The 19,769-nt window shown below is 61.8% G+C and carries 18 protein-coding genes; 8 read left to right on the top strand and 10 right to left on the bottom strand.

Annotated elements, in window-relative coordinates:
* Positions 1-151 precede the first annotated feature (151 nt).
* Entirely contained in the window at positions 152-910 is a 759-nt protein-coding gene (locus BFN67_RS13845; RefSeq protein WP_080920155.1) for a helix-turn-helix domain-containing protein, read from the bottom strand.
* Between the two features lie 289 nt (positions 911-1,199).
* Here BFN67_RS13845 and BFN67_RS13840 point away from each other — a divergent pair, with 289 nt between their 5' ends.
* The 6 genes from BFN67_RS13840 (at position 1,200) to BFN67_RS13815 (ending at position 6,325) form a co-directional block, all read left to right on the top strand.
* Positions 1,200-1,619, top strand: a complete 420-nt coding sequence (locus tag BFN67_RS13840) for a BRA0787 family protein (protein WP_080920154.1) — start codon at positions 1,200-1,202, stop codon at positions 1,617-1,619.
* Between the two features lie 317 nt (positions 1,620-1,936).
* A complete protein-coding gene (locus BFN67_RS13835; protein ID WP_080920153.1) occupies positions 1,937-3,070 on the top strand; it encodes an aminomethyl transferase family protein in 1,134 nt (377 codons plus the stop codon).
* A 22-nt stretch (positions 3,071-3,092) separates the two neighbouring features.
* Entirely contained in the window at positions 3,093-3,683 is a 591-nt protein-coding gene (locus BFN67_RS13830; RefSeq protein ID WP_080920152.1) for a dimethylamine monooxygenase subunit DmmA family protein, read from the top strand.
* Positions 3,680-4,645 (top strand): PDR/VanB family oxidoreductase, encoded by a 966-nt coding sequence (locus BFN67_RS13825; RefSeq protein ID WP_080920151.1) that lies wholly within the window; start codon positions 3,680-3,682, stop codon positions 4,643-4,645. Before BFN67_RS13830 ends, BFN67_RS13825 begins: the two co-directional genes overlap by 4 nt.
* 35 nt (positions 4,646-4,680) lie before the next feature.
* Entirely contained in the window at positions 4,681-5,721 is a 1,041-nt protein-coding gene (locus BFN67_RS13820) for a heme-dependent oxidative N-demethylase family protein (protein ID WP_080920150.1), read from the top strand.
* A 160-nt stretch (positions 5,722-5,881) separates the two neighbouring features.
* The gene (locus BFN67_RS13815; protein ID WP_080920149.1) at positions 5,882-6,325 is read left to right on the top strand and encodes a group II truncated hemoglobin; all 444 of its coding nucleotides are present in this window, start codon (positions 5,882-5,884) and stop codon (positions 6,323-6,325) included.
* A gap of 330 nt (positions 6,326-6,655) precedes the next feature.
* Here BFN67_RS13815 and BFN67_RS13810 read toward each other — a convergent pair whose 3' ends face one another.
* From BFN67_RS13810 to BFN67_RS13775, 8 genes are all read right to left on the bottom strand, one after another.
* The gene (locus BFN67_RS13810; protein WP_080920148.1) at positions 6,656-7,624 is read right to left on the bottom strand and encodes a 2-hydroxyacid dehydrogenase; all 969 of its coding nucleotides are present in this window, start codon (positions 7,622-7,624) and stop codon (positions 6,656-6,658) included.
* 76 nt (positions 7,625-7,700) lie between these two features.
* Entirely contained in the window at positions 7,701-8,600 is a 900-nt protein-coding gene (gene sucD, locus BFN67_RS13805; RefSeq protein WP_080920147.1) for a succinate--CoA ligase subunit alpha, read from the bottom strand.
* 12 nt (positions 8,601-8,612) lie between these two features.
* Complete coding sequence (locus BFN67_RS13800) at positions 8,613-9,797, bottom strand: malate--CoA ligase subunit beta (protein WP_080920146.1); 1,185 nt, start codon at positions 9,795-9,797, stop codon at positions 8,613-8,615.
* Positions 9,798-9,818: 21 nt separating this feature from the next.
* Entirely contained in the window at positions 9,819-10,784 is a 966-nt protein-coding gene (locus BFN67_RS13795) for an HpcH/HpaI aldolase/citrate lyase family protein (RefSeq protein ID WP_080920145.1), read from the bottom strand.
* A 10-nt stretch (positions 10,785-10,794) separates the two neighbouring features.
* Positions 10,795-11,997: an aminotransferase class V-fold PLP-dependent enzyme gene (locus BFN67_RS13790; RefSeq protein ID WP_080920144.1), complete on the bottom strand. Its 1,203-nt coding sequence runs from the start codon at positions 11,995-11,997 to the stop codon at positions 10,795-10,797.
* Between the two features lie 362 nt (positions 11,998-12,359).
* Complete coding sequence (locus BFN67_RS13785; protein WP_080920179.1) at positions 12,360-13,016, bottom strand: LuxR C-terminal-related transcriptional regulator; 657 nt, start codon at positions 13,014-13,016, stop codon at positions 12,360-12,362.
* A 1,097-nt stretch (positions 13,017-14,113) separates the two neighbouring features.
* Complete coding sequence (gene phbB, locus BFN67_RS13780) at positions 14,114-14,836, bottom strand: beta-ketoacyl-ACP reductase (protein WP_080920143.1); 723 nt, start codon at positions 14,834-14,836, stop codon at positions 14,114-14,116.
* Between the two features lie 96 nt (positions 14,837-14,932).
* A complete protein-coding gene (locus BFN67_RS13775) occupies positions 14,933-16,117 on the bottom strand; it encodes an acetyl-CoA C-acetyltransferase (protein WP_080920142.1) in 1,185 nt (394 codons plus the stop codon).
* A 278-nt stretch (positions 16,118-16,395) separates the two neighbouring features.
* On the opposite strand from BFN67_RS13775, the gene phaR reads away from it, so the two are divergent.
* Together phaR and BFN67_RS13765 are read left to right on the top strand one after the other, a co-directional pair.
* Positions 16,396-17,001 (top strand): polyhydroxyalkanoate synthesis repressor PhaR, encoded by a 606-nt coding sequence (gene phaR / locus BFN67_RS13770; RefSeq protein WP_080920141.1) that lies wholly within the window; start codon positions 16,396-16,398, stop codon positions 16,999-17,001.
* 141 nt (positions 17,002-17,142) lie between these two features.
* Positions 17,143-18,204, top strand: a complete 1,062-nt coding sequence (locus BFN67_RS13765) for a dipeptidase (RefSeq protein ID WP_080920140.1) — start codon at positions 17,143-17,145, stop codon at positions 18,202-18,204.
* A 70-nt stretch (positions 18,205-18,274) separates the two neighbouring features.
* On the opposite strand, the gene BFN67_RS13760 is transcribed toward BFN67_RS13765, so the two are convergent.
* Positions 18,275-19,642, bottom strand: a complete 1,368-nt coding sequence (locus BFN67_RS13760; RefSeq protein WP_139789172.1) for a hypothetical protein — start codon at positions 19,640-19,642, stop codon at positions 18,275-18,277.
* Positions 19,643-19,769: the final 127 nt, after the last annotated feature.

Below are 19,769 nucleotides of genomic sequence, written 5' to 3'. Positions count from 1 at the left end.
AGCGCTGCGCCGGCTCAGGATAAAAGTGCATAAAGCCGGCGCCTCTCTGGCTTAAAATCCTGCGAAAACATAGAGCCACAACAGCCCGCCGGGCAATTCACAACCGGGCGTAAGGCAATGCGAAGAGCACGCGCTTTTCGGGAACCCGGCCTCAGCCGCGGCCGCGCGGATAGCAGATGATCGACAGGTAGCTGATCGGCAGTGTCGTCAGTTCCTCCGGTCCGTGCGGTGCGTCGGCATCGAAGAACAGGCTGTCGCCGGGTGTCATCCGGTAGAGATTGTGGCCATGGCGGTAAACCACCTCGCCCTGCAACATATAGAGGAACTCCAGCCCGTCATGCTGGAAGGTGGGAAACACGTCCGAATCTCCCGACAGGGTGATCAGATAGGGTTCCACGACAACGCCGCTGGAATCGGCCCCGATATGCCCCAGAAGATTGTATTGATGGCCGGCGCGCGTGCCGCGCCGCTCGACATCCACGCCTTCACCCGCCTTGACGAAAACCGCGTTACGCTCTTCTTCGAAACGGCGGAAGAAGGACGTCACCGGCGTGCCGAGCGCGCGCGACAACGCCTGCAGTGTCGTCAGCGACGGCGACGTGATGCCGTTCTCGATCTTGGACAGCATGCCGAGTGAAATATCGGTGGCCGCCGCAAGATCGGCAACGGTGATGCCCAACTTCTTGCGAAAGGCGCGCACCTCGTGGCCGATAGCAACCTCCAGAACCTTTTCGCGTGTGTCGCGGGTCGCATGAGGGTTTTGCGTTAGCGGCAGATTGTGCGGCGCCCCGGCCTTGGTCTCCGCCGCCTTGGCTACGCCTGCCTTGCCGACCGCTTTCGCCACGATCGGCGCCGCCTTGCCATTACTGCGCGCCTTGCCGCCCTGTCCCGTTGCCGTGGCCTTGCTCATCCTGCCTCGCTCGCCTTTTGAGTCTGTTCACTCACAGTAAAACAATTTTGCACTTCGGTACAACAGAACTGTGAAGCGCAGCACAGATTCCGCTGATTTTCTTGCCACCGGGAGGGCTCGCAACGTTTCCGTAACTGCGGAACGGGCGATCGGTCTGATTGCGGCGCGATCATCCGGCCGGGCGGAGCCGTCATGATTTTGTCAAAATTCCCGATGGACACGATTTAACTCTTATGCAAATATCTTGCATAGAAAGCAACTTCCTGGCGCTCGTGCAGAGCTATCCACCATGCGGCCGAGCGCCTCGATCCTGAAGGACGGGCAGATGAAGATATTGCTTCCAAACCTTTTTGAAGGCCATGCGCCGATCACGCTGCAAAACGCTTTTCACGAAGCGTTGGACGCGTTGGACTCATGGCAGGCAGGCGCAGAAGAGCCGCTTGTAACGGTGGACGGCTGCACCGTGCCGATCAGCCACGTCTTCGCCCGCATGAGCGGCTGCACCGACCTGATGCCGCGCCGCACACGCACCCTGCTCGAGACCATCGCGTCGGGAACCCCGGCGCAGGCGCTGAATGGCTCTCTGTTCAGCGACGGCGTCATGCTCGTCATGCCGCTATGCGTGGAGTGTCTGGCGCTGGCCTCGAGATCGGTCGCCCGCCCGCCTTTTGAAGCGGCGGATCTATCCTGTGCAGGCATGGGCGGCTGAACAGACCGACCATGCGAATCTCCCTGAGCGCCGGCGGATAGCTCCCCTTCCCATGAATCCCCGGCGCCTTTGAAGGCCTGGCTACAATGCCGGGCCTTCTTTTTGTTCCGGCTGGTTCGGCCGAACTCAGCGCCCCGCCGTTCCGCGAATCGTCGCGACAAAGTTGCCTATGAGTAAAAATTCTTGCACTTGGATATTGCTTTGCCTTGCCATTTCGGTTCATTATGCGCGCCGACAAAGCCTGCTCACGGCAAGGCACGGTCCCGGCGCACCCTGGGAGGGGCGCACAGGCGAGCTATAATGGAGGAATTCAATCAATGACAGCTTCTTGGCGTTTTTCCACCCTCGCTGACCGCCATCGCGCGCTCGGCTCCAACCTCGAAGACTGGAGCGGCATGGGCACCGCGTGGAGCTACGACAAGGATGCGGACGAAGAATATGTCGCGATCCGCACCAAGGCCGGCATTATGGATGTTTCGGGCCTGAAGAAAGTTCATGTCACCGGCGCTCACGCCTCGCATGTCATCGACCTGGCCACCACTCGTAACGTCGAAAAAATCTATCCCGGCAAGTCGGTCTATGCTTGCATGCTCAACGACGCCGGCAAGTTCACCGACGACTGCGTCATCTATCGCATGGGTCCCAATTCCTGGATGGTGGTGCATGGCTCCGGATCGGGCCATGAGGAACTGACGCGTGCCTCCATCGGTCGCGACGTTTCCGTGCGCTTCGACGACAATCTGCACGATCTGTCGCTGCAAGGCCCGGTCGCGGTGGACTACCTGGCGAAACATGTGCCGGGTATCCGCGACCTCAACTATTTCCATCACATGCAGACGCGCCTGTTCGGCTTCCCGGTCATGATCTCGCGCACCGGCTATACCGGTGAGCGCGGCTATGAAATCTTCTGCCGCGGCCAGGACGCCCCGGCGATCTGGGACACGATCGTCGACGAAGGCAAGGAGATGGGCATCATTCCCACCCGCTTCACGACGCTCGACATGCTGCGCGTGGAAAGCTACCTGCTGTTCTATCCTTACGACAATTCGCAGAAATACCCGTTCGAGAACGAAGGCCCCGGCGACACGCTGTGGGAGCTTGGCCTCGACTTCACCGTCAGCCCCGGCAAGACCGGCTTCCGCGGCGCGGAAGAGCATTATCGGCTGAAGGGCAAGGAACGCTTCAAGATCTTCGGCATCGAACTGGACAGCGACAAGCCCGCCGACGAGGGCGCGCCGGTCTATCGCGACGGCAAGAAGGTCGGCGTCGTGACCTGCGCGATGTATTCCCCGCTGGTCAAGCGTTCGCTCGGCATTGCCCGTCTCGACGTCGATTGCGCCGTCGCCGGCACGCCGCTCGAGGTTCGCAACGAAAGCGGCACTGTCAAGGCGAAGGCACAGCCCCTGCCCTTCGACGATCCCAAGAAGCTGAAGCGGACCGCAAAGGGCTAGAACGTTGGACGGTGTACCGGTCATGACAATCAAGAGTCGCCCGGTCTACGGAACTCTGACGCCGCAGGCCGGAACAAGCCATCTGCTCATCGCGGACGCCGAAGGGGCGGCCGCGATCCTCGACCTGGCGAAAAAGGCCCCTGCCGGCTTCTTCGCCAGCGCGGAGATCATGTATTTTCCCGGTTCCGAGGATCGGCATCATGTCGATGCGCTGAAGGCGCTGGCGCCGCAGAAATTCTATGAAGGGCCGTCATTCGCGGCGGCCCTGCCACGGCTGCGGCAGATCCTCGAGGAGGCGCATATGGGGCTGCGCCTCTATGTGGCGGGCACCGAAGTCCTGATCAGCCAGGTCGAACTGGCGGCAAACGCCGTTGGCGTCGACCACCGGGCCATCCAGGCCGAGCATCGCGGCTCGCTGGCGCGGCGCGTGCAATGCGTGCATTGCAAGGGCATCACCGAAAACGTGACCACACAGCCTTACACATGCTCGCATTGCGGCCTGCTTCTTCTGGTACGTGACCATTACTCGCGCCGCATCGGCGCGTTTCAGGGTGTATGCATCAACGCGGAGGACCCCACCGAAATCCCCGAGAAAGAGGAGATTTTCCGTTGAAGAGTGGGTCGAACAGAATCGAAGCCGTCGTAACCGACGTCGTTACCGTCAACGACCTGGTGAAAAGGTTCCACTTCCAGCGCGTCGACGGCGGCCTGCTGCCGACCTTTTCCGGCGGCGCGCATACCGTCGTCGAGATGCGCGACGGCGACCGCACGCGGCTCAACCCCTATTCGCTGATGAGTTCGCCGCTCGACACGCATGATTATACGATCAGCGTGCGGCGCGACGATGTCGGGCGCGGCGGTTCGCTTTTCATGCACAACCAGGTCAAGCCCGGCCACCGCATGATCATCTCCAACCCGGTCAACCTGTTTTCGCTCGACCTGCGCGCCAGAAAGCACCTGATGATCGCCGGCGGCATCGGCATCACGCCGTTTCTGGCCCAGACATCGCAGCTTGCCGGGCGTGGCGGCAATTTCGAACTGCACTACAGCGTGCGCAACGAGGCGCTGGCAAGCTATGCCGACGTCCTGAAGCAGCGGCACGGCAAGCGCGTCAACATCTACCGCGACGACCATGAAGAACGGCTGGACCTGCCAACTCTCCTTGCCGGCCAGCCGCTTGGGACCCATCTTTATGTATGCGGGCCTTCCGGCATGATCGATTGGGTCCGCAAGACGGCGGCGGATGCCGGCTGGCCGGTCGAGAACGTGCATTACGAGCACTTCGCGGCACCGCAGCCGGGCAAGCCCTTCGAGGTGACGCTGGCGGTCAGCGGCATCGGCATCCATGTCGGCGAGAACGAAAGCCTTTTGGAGGCCATCGAAACCGCCGGCCTGAACCCGCCCTATCTGTGCCGTGGCGGCGTCTGCGGCCAATGTGAGACGAACGTGATTTCGCATGACGGCAAGTTCCTGCACAACGACCATTGGCTGAGCGACGAGGACAAGGCCGCGGGCTGCAAGATCATGCCATGCGTATCGCGTTTCGAAGGCAAGTCGCTCGTTCTTGAACGCTGACCCGCAACGGCGGGTCGGCAGGCGCGGAGGAAAAAATGGGAATCAACTTCAAGCAGGAAACATTTCGCGACGATTATACCTTCAGGAACAGCCCTGAACAGATTCGCCGCTTTCCCTTCCCGTTCCACGAGGACGGCTACATGTATTCGGTCAATATCGAACCGCATGTGCCGACCCGCAAGAACTCGGTGTTCGAACATCTGTTCGATGTCGATGAGCATTACGTTTCCGAGATGCGCGACCGCGCCATCGTGCTGGCGGAAGATCCGCTTCGCTGCCAGTCTCTGCCGCATATGACTTTGGCCGGCTGGGATACACTCGAACTGTTGATGACCGAAAAGGCCGCGAGCTATCCGGACCTGTTCACGCTGACGCGCGACGGCGACAAATGGCACTGGATCAACCGGCCGCTCGGCATCGACGATCATTTCACCTTCGGCGACACCGCCACCCTGCCCTACAGCCCGCTCGAATACATCACGCGCCAGAGCCAGGGCGATTTCGCCGTCTGCGACCAGCGCGAAAACAATTTGTGGATGGATGCCGGCATGGTGACCACCCAGGCCGACTGGTCCCTCGATTTCGACATCGGCATGAACTTCTTCGAATGGCACGCCCCGGTTCCACTGGCCCATGAAATGGGCGTATTCACCCGCGCGCTGAAGTTCCTGACCTCGATCCAGCAGGGGCAGCCCGCACGCCGCCTCAACTGGACCATGACCATCAATCCGCGGCTCGACACCAGCCCGGAGAACTTCCACAAATGGGGCACCGACCGCGCCACGGTAACGCCCGAGAATGTCGGGCAGAAGGTGCATTTGCGCGTCGAGGTGCAGATGTTCTTCCGCCTGCCCCGCTCCAATGCCATCCTGTTCCCGATCCGCTGCTATCTCATCAGCATGGACGAACTGACGACGTCACCGAAATGGGCGCGTCGCTTCCACCGCGTGCTGCGCGACCTGCCGAACGAACTGGCCGAATATAAGGGCCTCGTCCGCTATCGGCCGACTGTGGTGGAATGGCTGTCGAAGCGCGACGACGGCGCGCCGACATCGCCGGGTTTCGGGCCGGACTGAGACGCCGGCCTGAAAGGCGCCAAGCGTTCCTCAGAAGGGTTCGTTGCGCCAGGACAAAGAGGAGCAGCAGCCCCGTGCTATGCTGCTCACCGGGTCAGCGGCCGTTTCGGCCTGATCAAAGGGTTGACCCGGACGCAGTGCAGAAAGGAGTTGCATCTCCATGGATGTAGCGACAGCGACCGGCGATCACGCCAGGAAGATTACAGCCAAATCATACAGGCTCTACAAGGAACTCGGCGAGGAAGAGGGCATCCGCAAACTGGTCGAGACGTTTTACGACATTATCGAACAGGACCCTGACGCCGCCGAGTTGCATCTCTTGCATATGCGCGGCCAGGGCGTGGCACATTCCCGCCGGGAACAGTTCAACTATCTCTCCGGCTTCTTCGGCGGCCCGAGCCGTTATGTCCTGCAACATGGTCATTCACGCCTCACCGAAATCCACGAGCACATCCATATCGGCCCGAAGATGCGCGACCTGTGGCTTTCATGCATGGAAAAGGCCATGGCCCAGGTCGGTATCGAAGGTGCATTGAAGGACGAAGTGATGCTGCACTTCGAGCGCGCCGCCGAAACGTCCAGGAACCAGGACACGGACGAATAGATATCGCCGGCAACAGAGCGACAGAATGACGGGGCGATTGAGCGATTTGTTCAACCGCCCTTTTTCATTGCCTGCCGTGCGTCCTTCGAGGCTCGCCCCCTTCGATCCTTCCACAAGCTCAGGACTCAGGAACTCGCACCTCAAGGATGAGGGCGGGAGCCACCTTCAGACAGACCGAGGGCGAGATAGCACCACCTCCCTCATGCTGAGGAGCCCGCAACCTGTCCTCCGACGCCAATGGGCGCAGGCGCAAGCCCGTAGCCTGAAGGCAGGAAACTGCCGGCTCGAACGACGCACGACAGTGATGCAGCGTGGCGTCGAAGTCCGCGATCACACCACGCGGTCGGGCACTTCCTTACCGTCAAAAAACGCCGTGAGATTATCGACCGCCTTCATGCCCATGGCCACGCGCGTCTCTTCCGTGGCGCTGCCCAGATGCGGCAGCAGCACGACGTTTTCCAGCCGTGTCAGCCCCTCGGGCACCACCGGCTCGCCGTCGAACACGTCGAGGCCGGCGCCAGCCAGCTTGCCGCTCTCCAGCGCCGCCACCAGCGCCGCCTGGTCGACGACGTCGCCGCGCGCCGTATTGATGAGGAAAGCGCCGGGCTTCATCGCCGCCAGCCTTTCGGCATTGATGAGATGGCGGTTAGCCGCGCCGCCGGGACAATGCAGCGAGACGAAATCGGCCTCGGCCAGCACATCCTCGATGGTCGGCAATTGCCTCGCGCCCATGGCGCGGGTTTCTTCATCGTCCACCTTGGAGCGATTGTAGAACACGACATCCATGTCGAAGCCGAAATGCGCGCGCTTGGCCGTCGCCTTGCCGATGCGGCCCATGCCGATAATGCCGATGGTCTTGCCGGTGACCTTGGCGCCGATCATGTGGGTCGGGCACCAGCCCGCCCATTCGCCGGCGCGCAACTGCCGCTCGCCTTCGCCGGCGCGACGCGCAACGGCAAGCAGCAGGCTGAGTGCGATGTCGGCGGTGCAGTCGGTCAGCACGCCCGGCGTATTGGTGACGACGATCCCCTGCGCGCGCGCGGCATCGATATCGATGTGACTGAAGCCGACCCCGTAATTGGCGATGATGCGCGTGCGTGAATCGGATTCGGGAAACAGCGAAGCCGGCAGGCTATCGCTTACAGTGGGCAGGATCGCGTCGAACGCCTGAAAGGCGGCCTTGAGCTCGATCGGCTTGAGCGGCGCGTCGCCGCGATTGAAGGTGGTGTCGAAACGCTCGGCCAGAATGTGCTCGACAGCATCCGGCCAACGCCGGGTTACGATGATACGCGGTTTCATGAGCCTTCGCCGATCAATCCCGTTTGTCATGATGAAGAAGCGGCCCCGTGACCGGAGCCGCTTCCGGACAGCCTGTTCAGGCCGCCTTTTTCTTCTGTTCCAGCACAGCCGCCACGGTCGGGCCGAATTCCGCCGGCGTCGGCACGATGGTGACGCCCGCTTCGCGCAGGATCTCGACCTTTTCCTGGGCCGATTCGCCGAAGGCGGAAATGATGGCGCCGGCATGACCCATGCGTTTGCCCTTGGGCGCCGAAAGACCGGCAACGTAAGCGATCAGGGGCTTGCGCATATTGTGCTTGGCCCATTCGCCGGCCTCGGCCTCCTGCGGCCCGCCGATCTCGCCGATCATGACGACGGCGTCGGTGTCCTCGTCCTCCTCGAACAGCTTGAGCATGTCGAGGAAGGACGAGCCGTTGATCGGATCGCCGCCGATACCGACGCTGGTCGAAACGCCGATGCCGAGCGCCTTCATCTGCGCGGCCGCCTCATAGCCCAGCGTACCGGAACGGCCGACGATGCCGACGCGGCCCGGCAGGTAGATGGAGCCCGGCATGATGCCCATGGACGCCTGGCCGGGGGTGATGACGCCGGCGCAGTTCGGGCCGATGAGGCGCATGCGGTCCTCATAGCGGAAGCGCCGCATGTAACGCTTGACGCGCATCATGTCCTGCGAGGGAATGCCGTCGGTGATGCACACGCAAAGCTTCAGGCCCGCATCCGCCGCTTCCATGATCGAATCCGCGGCAAAGGGCGGCGGCACGAACACGATTGAGGCTTCGGCGCCGGTCTCGCGCACGGCGCCCTTGACCGTATTGAAGACGGGCATGCCGTGATGGATCATGCCGCCCTTGCCGGGGGTCACTCCGCCGACGACCTTGGTGCCATAGCGCTTCATATCCTGCGCATGGAAGGTGCCGATCTTGCCGGTGAGACCTTGAACGATGACGCGCGTGCGCCGGTCGAGAAGAATGCTCATTGTGGTCCTCCCTTAGTGCTTTTTCGACTTCGAGAATGCGCGCATGGACTCGACCGCCTTTTCGGCAGCCTCGGCCAGTGTGTCGGTGACAATCACCTTCTCGCCCGATTCCGCCAGAATGCGCCGGCCTTCCTCCACATTGGTGCCGGCCAGCCGAACCACCAGCGGCACGGAAACGCCGACCTCGCGGATCGCCTTGACAACACCTTCGGCAACCCAGTCGCAGCGATTGATGCCGGCGAAGATGTTGACCAGGATCGTCTCGACATTCTGGTCGGCCAGCACCGCGCGGAACGCCTTGGACACACGCTCGGGCGAAGCGCCGCCACCGATGTCGAGGAAGTTCGCCGGTTCGCCGCCGGCGATCTTGATCATGTCCATCGTCGCCATGGCCAGACCGGCGCCGTTGATGATGCAGCCGATATTGCCGTCGAGGCCGACATAGGACAGGCCGCGATCGCTGGCGAAGGTCTCGCGCGGGTCTTCCTGGCTCTTGTCGCGCAGCTCGGAAATCTCGGCCCGGCGGAACAGCGCGTTCTCGTCGAACGACATCTTGCCGTCGAGCGCCAGCAACTGCCCGTCCTTGGTCACCACCAGCGGATTGATTTCCAGCATCGAGGCGTCGAAATCGCGGAACACCCGGTAGCAGCCCATCAGCGTATCGACGGCCTTGCCGATCAAATGGTTTTCAAGTCCGAGTCCGAAAGCGATCTCGCGCGCCTGGAATTGCTGCATGCCGGCACCCGGATCGACGACGGCGCGGATGATGGAATCGGGCTGCTTTTCGGCGATCTCCTCGATCTCCATGCCGCCTGACGCCGACGCCACGATCATCACGCGCTCGGATTTACGGTCGAGCACGATGCCCAGGTAAAGCTCCTGGGCGATATCGACCGTCTCTTCGATATAAAGACGGGAAACCAGCTTGCCCTTGGGGCCGGTCTGCTTGGTGACCAGCTTGCGGCCGAGCATGCTTTCCGCCGCTTCCGACACTTCGCTGTCGGATTTGCACACGCGGATGCCGCCGGCCTTGCCGCGGGCGCCGGAATGGATCTGCGCCTTGACAACCCACTGGTCGCCGCCAATCTCGCTGGCGCGATAGGTCGCCTGTTCCGGGCTGTAGGCGAGCCCGCCGCGCGGAATGTTCACCGAATAGCGCGAAAGCAGTTCCTTGGCCTGGTATTCGTGGATATCCATGTCGAACTCCTCCGTTCGGGTTTAGTTGGGCAGCGAGGCGCGGGCCTGCGCCGAGCTTTCGATCGCCTCGTGCATGACCAGCACGTTGCGGGCCATGCGCTCGGAGGCGGCATCGATCATCTTGCCGTCGAGGGCGGCCGCGCCCTTGCCCTGCTCCTCGGCCTCCTTGAGCACCTCGATGATGCGGCGGGCGCGGGTGACTTCCTTTTCCGGCGGCGAGAACACGGTGTTGGCCAGATCCACCTGCGAGGGATGGATCGCCCACTTGCCCTCGATGCCCAGAGCGGCGGCGCGCTTGGCGGCGGCGATGAAGCCTTCCGGATCGGAGAAATCACCGAACGGTCCGTCGATGGCGCGCAGGCCATAGGCCCGGCAGGCCACCGTCATGCGCGAGATGGCGGCATGCCACTGGTCGCCAGGATAGTCGGGGTTGAGGCCACCGATATTGACGGTGCGCGCCTTGACGCTCGCCGCATAGTCGGCAACGCCGAAATGCAGGGCCTCCAGCCGGCCGCCATAGGCCGCGATGGCCTCGACATTGGCCATGCCGAGCGCCGTCTCGATCAGCGCCTCGAGCCCGACACGGGTCTTGAAACCCTTGCCCATCTCGATCTGGTTGACGATCGCCTCGACCGTATAGAGGTCGGCCGGCACGCCGACCTTCGGCACCAGGATGGTGTCGAACTTGTCGCCGGCCTGCTCCATCACATCGACCACGTCGCGATACATGTAATGGGTGTCGAGGCCGTTGATGCGCACCGAAATGGTCTTGCCGCGGCCGCGCCAGTCGATCTCGTTGAGCGCCTCGATGATGTTCTTGCGCGCCTTGTCCTTGTCCGGTGGCGCCACCGCATCCTCGATGTCGAGGAAGACGTAATCGGCGTGACCGTCGGCGGCCTTGCGGATCATCTCGGCATTGGAGCCCGGTACGGCCAGCTCGCTGCGCTGCAGACGAAGCTTGCGCAAATGGTGAATGGTGTGGCTCATCTCGCTCTCCTCAGGCTGCCTTGGCGATCGCCGGCTGGCGGGATTCGCGGTAATATTCCAGCGCAGCACCCACGCCCGAACCGGGCTTGACCTTCACGCCGCAATCCAGAAGCGTCATTTCGGCCGCCGACAGCGCGCCGCACATCATCACTTCATTGACCCAACCGAGATGGCCGATACGGAACACCTTGCCGGCCACCTTGGACAGACCGCCACCGAGCGAAGTCTGGTAGTTCTCAAAAGCGGTGCGCACGATATTGGCACTGTCGATGCCTTCCGGCACCACGACGGCGCTGACCGTGTCGGAATACCATTTGGGTTCCTTGGCGCAGAGCTTGAGGTCCCAGGCCGCCACCGCCCGGCGCACGCCCTCCGCCAGTCTGGCGTGGCGCTGGAACACATTGTCCAGCCCCTCTTCCAGCAGCAGATCGATCGAGGCGCGAAGGCCCCGCAGCAACTGCACCGCCGGCGTATAGGGGAAGAAGCCGGTGTCGTTGGCCTTGATCATGTCCTCGAAGGAGAAATAGCAGCGGTTCGAGCGGTTGTTCCTGGTCGTGTCCTTGGCAACGTCTAGCGCCTTCTGGCTGACCGACAGGAAGCCGAGGCCGGGCGGCAGCATGAAGCCCTTCTGGGAGCCGGAAACGGCCAGGTCCACGCCCCATTCGGTCTGGCGGAAATCGATCGAACCGACCGACGAGACGCCATCGACATAAAGCAGCGCCGGATGCTTGGCGGCATCGAGCGCGGCGCGCACGCCGGCGACATCGCTGGTGACGCCCGTCGCCGTCTCGTTCTGGGTGACGAACACCGCCTTGATGCGATGTTCCTTGTCCTTGGCCAGACGGTCGGCGAAAATCTCGACCGGAACGCCCGTGCCCCATTCGACATCGACGACATCGACGTCAAGGCCGAGACGCTCGGCCATGTCCACCCATAGATGCGAGAATTGGCCGAAGCGCGCCATCAGCACGCGGTCGCCGGGGTTGAGGGTGTTGGTGATGGCGGATTCCCAAGCGCCGGTTCCCGAGGACGGGAAGATGAAGGTGCGGCCGCTTTCGTTGCGGAAAATCTTGTTGATGTCCTCGAACAGACCCCGCGTGAAGGTTGGATAGGTCGGCGCGCGCATGTCCTCCATGGGCATGTTCATTGCCTGACGCACCGTCTCGGGCACATTGGTGGGGCCCGGAACGAAGAGCTGAGTGAAACCGGCCATGACGATCCTCCTTTGATGATGGCGGATCTGGATTCCGCCGGAATGTCGCATGAAGGTTGCGACGCGGCCGGCCCTGCCACAACACCTGCCAAGATAGGAAAGTGGCCCTTTGCAGACTGGCGCCAAACTACTCTTTCGGAGGCAGCCGCCTCCCATCGGATAGGCTTTTTCCTACCCGGTCGCGCCTATCGGCGTCGTTGGCGGCGACAGCGTCGTTGCCCTCGCGCCCGCATCAGAGGGGCGTCGGTAATGTAAGCTACATCTTACGAAGTCCGGCGCGGGCCTCGATCGTCAGCCTGAAAAGCGGTTGCCGCTTTTCGGATGGTTTTGATGTGCCATCAAAATGCGGAAACGCCACGCGTTCAATCGGAGGCACGACGTTCCGGCGTCGAACTGCGACCCTTCTCGCTGGCGTAAAGCGCCACGGCCATCGCGCGGTTGCGAACATCCAGCTTGTCGTAGAGATTTTTCAAATGATATTTGACCGTGTTTTCCGAAATACCGGTGCGCGCGGCAATCTGCATGTTGGTCCAGCCGTCTGCCAGCACCGACAACAATTCCCGCTCGCGCGTCGTCAACCGCGACAGCGGCGTGTCGTTGATCTTCGACACGTCGACAAAGGGAATCGAGATGCGGCCATTGGCGACCGCCGTCAACGCATCGAAAAGGATGGCCGGGTCCTCGAATTGGTAGCAATAGCCCTGCGCGCCAAGGCGTACGCAGCGTTTGAGAATGCCGACGTCATGATCGTTGGAAAAGATGACGACGCGGGCGTGGATGGCCTGGCGCTGCATTTCGGCCAGCACCTCGCCGCTGTCGACGTCCGACAGGCGCCAGCCGAGAACGGCGACGTCGAAGGCGGGATCCTGCTTCACCGCCGCTTCCAGAAAATCCTTGCCGCTCTGCAAGCTGGCGACCAGCTTGAAACGGGCATCGCGCGAGATCATGTCGACGAGACCGGCAACCACCAATGGGTTGCGCTCGGCCACGAGCACCCTGAACACCTTGCCAGAGGTCATTTGTGCCGCCGCCATTCTGGCGAGCGCCTTAGTCTTGAAAACGGGGCCATTTCCCTACTCCGGGCCATGGTGCCACTCCCGAACCGGATCAGGTTACACTGTAATATTCCACACAAGGAAGCCCTCGACGGTATTTTCTTACCTGAGATCGCGCCATAATCACGACGGTCGAAAAGGCCGGCAGCTTCGCCGACCTTGCGCCGCCCGGCCCGCCGGAATGCGCCCTCCCGTGACGCTTGCAATCGGGTTGGATGGTGCCATCCCTCGCCCTTTTCGCTGTGCATGCTTCGACCCTTCGAAGTCCGCCCCCTCGGGCTCTCACCTTATATTGGCAAGTTGTATTGTGCGTCGTTCGAGACGCCGGCATGGCCGGCTTCTGAGCATGAGTAAGGGGGTGCGACTCCAGTTTGAGTAGTGCGTCGTTCGAGACGGCAGCTCACGCTGCCTCCTCACGATGAGGGGGGGCTGCCGATGCCTCAAAGCGAAGAAACCGGCACCACGCCGCCCTCATCCTGAGATGCGAGCTCCTGAGCTTGTCGAAGGGGCGAGCCTCGAAGGATGGGGGCGGCTCCAGTCCGTGTGGATGGAAATTTATCGCCTGCCGTAATCGATAAGAATAATTCCGTTGCCAATCAGGCGCTTGCCCCGTTAACGGCGATTTCTTTCTCGCCGCTTTATCCACACCCATCATCCCTCCCGCATAATCCCCCTCAGCAGCTTGCCAGCGGGAACGGGTGTGCACACTCGAGCATCCAGGCAAGTGTGGCGCCGGGTGTGTTATCCGTAACAGTGAACGGAACCGCCCGGCCCGAACCGGACCTGCGTTGCTCGCGCTCGCAAATGGGCGATGGGCCGGGAAAGGCAAGGGTAGAAACGCCGGCGGGCGCGGACAACCGTGNATGGGCGATGGGCCGGGAAAGGCAAGGGTAGAAACGCCGGCGGGCGCGGACAACCGTGCCATATAATTAAACTTAGGAGGTACGGCCCCGCGCCCGCTTCCCGACCTTTCAAGCTTGAAAGGTCCGTTCTTTGAAATGGCCAGACGGCATTTGCCGGGCGTGGCAACGGTGAAGTGCGGCCGGCCGAACCCGAGCGGATCAGGCGAAATACTGTCCGCCATTGGCCGTGATGGTCGAGCCGGTGATGAAGCCGGCTTCCTCGGATGCAAGGAAGACGACGCAGCGGGCGATTTCCTGCGGCTCGCCCAGCCGGCCGACCGGAATCTGCGCGACGATGGCCTCCCGCACCTTTTCGGGCACGGCCATCACCATGTCGGTGGCGATGTAGCCGGGGCAGATGACATTGACGGTGATGCCGGCGCGCGCGCCCTCTTGCGCAAGCGCCTTCGTGAAACCGATATCGCCGGCCTTGGAGGCGGAATAATTGGCCTGGCCCATCTGCCCCTTCTGGCCGTTGATCGACGAGATGGTGACGACACGGCCGAATTTTCGCTCGCGCATGCCGCCCCACAGCGGATGCGTCATGTTGAAGACGCCGTTGAGATTAGTGCCGATGACCTCGTTCCACTGCTCGCGCGTCATCTTGTGAAACATCGCGTCGCGGGTGATGCCGGCATTGTTGACCAGCACGCCGACCGGGCCGAGATCGGCCTCCACCTTGGCGATACCTGCCGCGCAGGCGTCATAATCGGCGACCGACCACTTATAGACCGGGATGCCGGTTTCAGCTTTGAATTTCGCCGCCGCCTCGTCGTTGCCGGCATAATTGGCGGCCACCTTGTAACCCGCGTCCCTGAGGCCGACGGAAATGGCGGCGCCGATGCCGCGCGACCCACCGGTGACGATTGCGACTTTGCTCATGGTGATCCTCCCCTTGTTATCGACAGGTCGGCAACAGGCATTCGGCAGTCGGGATTATCCGTTCCTTTTCGCCGACTGCCTGCTGCCGATTGCCGGTCAGTCCATCCCTTCCACGCACATGGCGACGCCCATGCCGCCACCGATGCACAGCGTCGCCAGGCCCTTATTCGCGCCGCGGCGCTTCATCTCGTGGACCAGCGTGTTGAAGATGCGGGCGCCCGACGCGCCGATCGGATGACCGATGGCGATCGCGCCGCCATTGACATTGACGATGTCCGGGTTCCAGCCCATGTCCTTGTTGACGGCACAGGCTTGCGCGGCGAAGGCTTCATTGGCCTCGACCAGATCGAGATCGCCGACCGCCCAGCCGGCCTTTTCCAGCGCCTTGCGCGAGGCCGGGATCGGGCCGGTGCCCATGATCGCCGGATCGACGCCCGCCGTTGCCCAGGATGCGATGCGTGCCAGCGGGGTGATGCCGCGCCGCGCCGCTTCCGCCTCGCTCATCAAAAGCACGGCCGCCGCGCCGTCATTGATGCCGGAGGCGTTGCCGGCCGTCACCGTGCCGTCCTTGTCGAAGGCTGGCCGCAGTTTGGTCATCGCATCGATCGTCGCACCATGGCGGATATATTCGTCCTGATCGACCACCGTGTCGCCCTTGCGGCCCTTGACGGTGAAGGCGACGATCTCGTCCTGAAACCTTCCGGCCTTCTGTGCCGCCTCGGCCTTGTTCTGCGAAGCCAGCGCGAACTTGTCCTGATCCTCACGGGTGATCTGGAACTTGCTGGCGACATTCTCGGCAGTGGTGCCCATATGATAGCCGTTGAACGCGTCCCACAGGCCGTCCTTGATCATCGTGTCGATCAACTTGACGTCGCCCATCTTGACGCCGCCGCGCAGATGCTGGGCATGCGGCGAGAGCGACATGGATTCCTGGCCCCCCGCCACCACGATGGCCGCGTCGCCGGCGGCGATCTGCTGCATGCCGAGCGCAATGGCGCGCAGGCCGGAGCCGCAGACCTGGTTGAGCCCCCAGGCGGTCGTTTCCTTGGGCAAGCCGGCAAGGATCGATGCCTGGCGGGCTGGATTCTGGCCCTGGGCCGCAGTCAGCACCTGGCCGAGGATCACCTCGTTGACATTGCCGGCCTCGACGCCGGCGCGCTCGAGCAGCGCCTTGATGACGGTCGCGCCAAGCTCATGCGCGGGTATGTTGGCAAAGGCGCCGTTGAACGAGCCGACCGCGGTGCGCGCGGCGCTGGCGATGACGATATTGGAAGCAGGCATCTTGTTCTCCGAACCTCGAACTGGCGCGCTTTGGCAGCGCCGCTGCCCACTTTTGTTGCCCTTTCGCGAAGGCAAGTCAAACCGGAAATCCGTATTAGGGAAGAGTTGCGGGCGGTCGGAAATTCATGCTGCGCAGCATTTTGCAGCGCCGAAAAGGAGCATCGGCTCCCGCACTGCACAAAAGTGCTTGGAATTGGCGCGGCTTTGCGCCTATCCTTCGTTAGACGCGCAATCGTTATCGGCTGCTTACGGAGGCGCCGAATCCGGGGAGGATACTGATGGCCGCCAAAAATGAAGCGGTGACAATCAAGAAATACGCCAATCGCCGGCTCTACAACACCGGCACCAGCACTTATGTAACGCTCGAAGATCTTGCCGAAATGGTGAAGAAGGGTGAGGATTTCACGGTCCAGGATGCCAAGACCGGCGAGGACATCACTCATCCGGTGCTCACCCAGATCATCTTCGAACTGGAGAACAAGGATGGGCAGAACATGCTGCCGATCCCGTTCCTGCGCCAGTTGATCGCCTTTTATGGCGACCAGATGCAGATGATCGTGCCGAGTTTTCTCGAACAGTCGATGGTGGCCTTCGCCAAGGAGCAGGAGCGGTTCCGCGAACAGATGAAAGGCAGTTTCGGCAAGACGCCGCTCGATATGTTGAAGATGGCTCCGCCAATGAACGCGCTGGAGGAACAGACGCGGCGTAATATCGAGATGTTCCAGAACGCCATGCGCATGTTCACGTCATTTCCGCAGGGCGGGCAACAGGCTCCAGCCGGCGAGCCGGCGAAAAAGCAGGCGGAAGACGAGAAGCCCGACGGGCTGAAGGATTTGAAGGAACAGATCGCAGCCATGCAGCGCAAGCTCGACAGCCTGTCATAGCCGATTGGCAGGGGTGCGCGTGCATCGCAGCCCCAAGGCCGAGGCCGCCGTGGCATTTGCGTGACTGGCCGCACTTGCCTAAACAGGGTAATCGCCAGCGCCGAATGGCGCCATCTCGCAAATGATCGAACGGTTCCCGCCATGACAGATGCCGACCTGATCCCCGTCTTCGACGGCCATAACGACACGCTGCTCAAGCTCTATATGGCCAAGGAGACGGACAAGGAGAAGCTGTTCGTCGAAGGCGCGCCGGCCAATTGGCATATCGACCTTCCGCGCGCCAGAAAAGGCGGCTTCGCCGGCGGCATGTTTGCGATCTTTCCGCCGCCGGATCCGAAATCGCAGCGCAGCAGTGTGCCATCGGCACCCGGCAGCGACGAGCCGTCGGCACCCGAACTGGCCCGCGCCGATGCGCTTGATTCCACGCTGGCCATGGCCTCCATCCTGCTGCGCCTGGAGCGCGCCGGCGCGCTGGCCATATGCCGCAGCGCGGCCGATATTCGTGCCGCCATGGCCAAGGGCGTCATTGCCGCCGTCTTCCACATCGAAGGCGTGGAGGCGATCGACCCTGATCTGGCCATGCTCGACGTGCTTCATGCCGCCGGTCTGCGCTCGCTCGGGCCGGTGTGGAGTCGCCCCAATGCGTTTGCCTATGGTGTTCCGTTTCGCTTCCCCTCCTCACCCGATATCGGGCCGGGGCTGACGGATGCCGGCAAGGCACTGGTTAAGGCCTGCAACCGGCTGAAAATCCAGATCGACTTGTCGCATATGAATGAAAAAGGCTTTCGCGATGTCGCGAAGCTCTCGGACGCGCCGCTGGTCGCTACGCATTCCAATGTGCATTCCATATGCCCGCATTCGCGCAATCTGACCGAATGGCAGCTTGGCGCGATCCGCGATTCGCGCGGGCTGGTCGGTCTCAATTATGCCACCGGTTTCCTCCGCCAAGACGGCACGATGAATGCCGACACCGGCCTCGACGTCATGGTACGCCATGTTGATGCGCTGCTGGAGGCGCTTGGCGAGGACGGCGTCGGACTCGGCTCGGATTTCGACGGCGCGATGATCCCGGCGGCGATAGGCGATGTCACCGGCCTTCCCCGGCTGCTCGACGCACTCGCCGCCCGCGGTTACGGCCGCGAACTGATCGAAAAGATCGCCTGGAAGAATTGGCTGAACCTGTTGGAGCGGACGATCGGATAAAACCGGACCCTATCCGGAACGGGGGCTCGCCCCCATTCCGGATTAACCAATCCCGTGAGCCACGTTGGCGTCAGCCGTTGACCGCCAAAACCATCGGCGGGGCGCGCTCCGCGACTTTCCTGATTTTTTCGGGCCGCAACATTGATGCGATACCGGCTGCGATCAATCCGAGCAGCGCCGAAAGGCCAAGTATCTGTAGCGAGCGCGGTGGCAGCAATGTGCCCAGGACCTGGGGCGATGAAGCCGGAGCATACATCTGATTGATGAAGCCGGTGAACCGCTGCTGCGCCAGGCCAAGCAATTCCGTATATTGATCGACGATCGTCTTGAACTGCTCCGTTGCGGCTTCACGGAATGCCGTGCTGGTGTTGGCCGGAAGTGGATTCTTCAACATGGCCAACTCCTTTTCCAGTTCCGCGATTTCGACCAGCTTTCCTTGTCTCTTGTTCAGCACTTCGGTCAGGTAATCGGCCAGCGTGGCGCGTTCGACGAGCCCGGCGATTTCATTGATGCCGCTTTCGTTGAGTTGCACGCTGCTTGTGCCGGTCGTGCTGAAGGACGCTCCGCTCGACGAGGCGTCGCTCAGGTTCTGCTTGAGGCCGCGAAAATTCTGCAGGTCGTTGATCGTGGCGTTGAAGCCGGCCAATTGCCGTTGTTGATTTGAAATCTCCAGCGTCGTCTGACGAACATAGGCCCCGGAAATCGGGTCTTCCTGGTCGATGGTTTGGAACAGCGGATCGAAATACTGGGTCGCGAAACGATCCAGGCCTTGCATGAGATCGGCGGCGGTATTCCCCTTGATGGTCGCCACGGAATTGAGCCGATCGTCCTCGGAAATGATCGTCAGCCCACGACGGAGATTCCGCATCGCGTGGCTGGCGAACAGCAGACTGGATGCGTCGTCCAGTTTCGCGAGGTTCTTGGGAATGGCGACATTCTGGAGCCTTGTATCCACAATGACCTTGAAAAGCTGCGGGTAGATTGTTGTCCAGGCTTCGGGAAGCGCCGCTGCCATGGCCTTGCCGGACGCCTTGTCGACGCCGACCGAGAGATAGTCGAAATCGATTTTCAGGCCGGAGCGGACGGTCTTGGACAGCTCGGCCGCGTAGCGCGCGTTGATTGCGTCGATCTCGGTTGTGGTCAGACTCTTGTTGGCCAGCCGTTTCCGGTACTTATCGTTCAGACCGGCCTCAAGGACGGACCCGTATCGGACCTGAAAAGCCTGCCGAAGTGCGGCCTGATCTTCGATCGCGAATTTCTTTGCAACCGCGCCGATCACCTGAGGGATCAGCAGATCGTTTGGTGAAAATGCAGCACCGCTCGGATATTTGCCGTCCTGGATGCCTTTCAGATTGATATAGTACTCAATCGGGCTGTGAAGGCGGATGCTCCAAACCGCCAATCCAGTGGCAGCGGTAAGCACGAATAGAATTGGCAAGAGTAAAAACAATCCACGGTTGTGCCAAAACTTGAATAATATATCGGAGATAGAAATCTCCTCAACAGAATCTCTCTGTTCCATTTTATTCCCCAAGCATATACCCCATGCTTGAGATGATACAGTA

Source organism: Manganibacter manganicus (assembly GCF_002075885.1).
Classification (GTDB): Bacteria; Pseudomonadota; Alphaproteobacteria; order Rhizobiales; family Rhizobiaceae; genus Mesorhizobium; species Mesorhizobium manganicum.
Note: the sequence above shows the minus strand (reverse complement) of the source record. Positions and strands in the feature narration are given on the sequence as shown.

What these genes read in the sequence shown, in the direction of transcription:
- BFN67_RS13845 (WP_080920155.1), bottom strand. Translation starts at nt 910, where the DNA reads ATGAGCAAGGCCACGGCAACGGGACAGGGCGGCAAGGCGCGCAGTAAT.
- BFN67_RS13840 (WP_080920154.1), top strand. Translation starts at nt 1,200, where the DNA reads ATGCGGCCGAGCGCCTCGATCCTGAAGGACGGGCAGATGAAGATATTG.
- BFN67_RS13835 (WP_080920153.1), top strand. Translation starts at nt 1,937, where the DNA reads ATGACAGCTTCTTGGCGTTTTTCCACCCTCGCTGACCGCCATCGCGCG.
- BFN67_RS13830 (WP_080920152.1), top strand. Translation starts at nt 3,093, where the DNA reads ATGACAATCAAGAGTCGCCCGGTCTACGGAACTCTGACGCCGCAGGCC.
- BFN67_RS13820 (WP_080920150.1), top strand. Translation starts at nt 4,681, where the DNA reads ATGGGAATCAACTTCAAGCAGGAAACATTTCGCGACGATTATACCTTC.
- BFN67_RS13815 (WP_080920149.1), top strand. Translation starts at nt 5,882, where the DNA reads ATGGATGTAGCGACAGCGACCGGCGATCACGCCAGGAAGATTACAGCC.
- BFN67_RS13810 (WP_080920148.1), bottom strand. Translation starts at nt 7,624, where the DNA reads ATGAAACCGCGTATCATCGTAACCCGGCGTTGGCCGGATGCTGTCGAG.
- sucD (WP_080920147.1), bottom strand. Translation starts at nt 8,600, where the DNA reads ATGAGCATTCTTCTCGACCGGCGCACGCGCGTCATCGTTCAAGGTCTC.
- BFN67_RS13800 (WP_080920146.1), bottom strand. Translation starts at nt 9,797, where the DNA reads ATGGATATCCACGAATACCAGGCCAAGGAACTGCTTTCGCGCTATTCG.
- BFN67_RS13795 (WP_080920145.1), bottom strand. Translation starts at nt 10,784, where the DNA reads ATGAGCCACACCATTCACCATTTGCGCAAGCTTCGTCTGCAGCGCAGC.
- BFN67_RS13790 (WP_080920144.1), bottom strand. Translation starts at nt 11,997, where the DNA reads ATGGCCGGTTTCACTCAGCTCTTCGTTCCGGGCCCCACCAATGTGCCC.
- BFN67_RS13785 (WP_080920179.1), bottom strand. Translation starts at nt 13,016, where the DNA reads ATGACCTCTGGCAAGGTGTTCAGGGTGCTCGTGGCCGAGCGCAACCCA.
- phbB (WP_080920143.1), bottom strand. Translation starts at nt 14,836, where the DNA reads ATGAGCAAAGTCGCAATCGTCACCGGTGGGTCGCGCGGCATCGGCGCC.
- BFN67_RS13775 (WP_080920142.1), bottom strand. Translation starts at nt 16,117, where the DNA reads ATGCCTGCTTCCAATATCGTCATCGCCAGCGCCGCGCGCACCGCGGTC.
- phaR (WP_080920141.1), top strand. Translation starts at nt 16,396, where the DNA reads ATGGCCGCCAAAAATGAAGCGGTGACAATCAAGAAATACGCCAATCGC.
- BFN67_RS13765 (WP_080920140.1), top strand. Translation starts at nt 17,143, where the DNA reads ATGACAGATGCCGACCTGATCCCCGTCTTCGACGGCCATAACGACACG.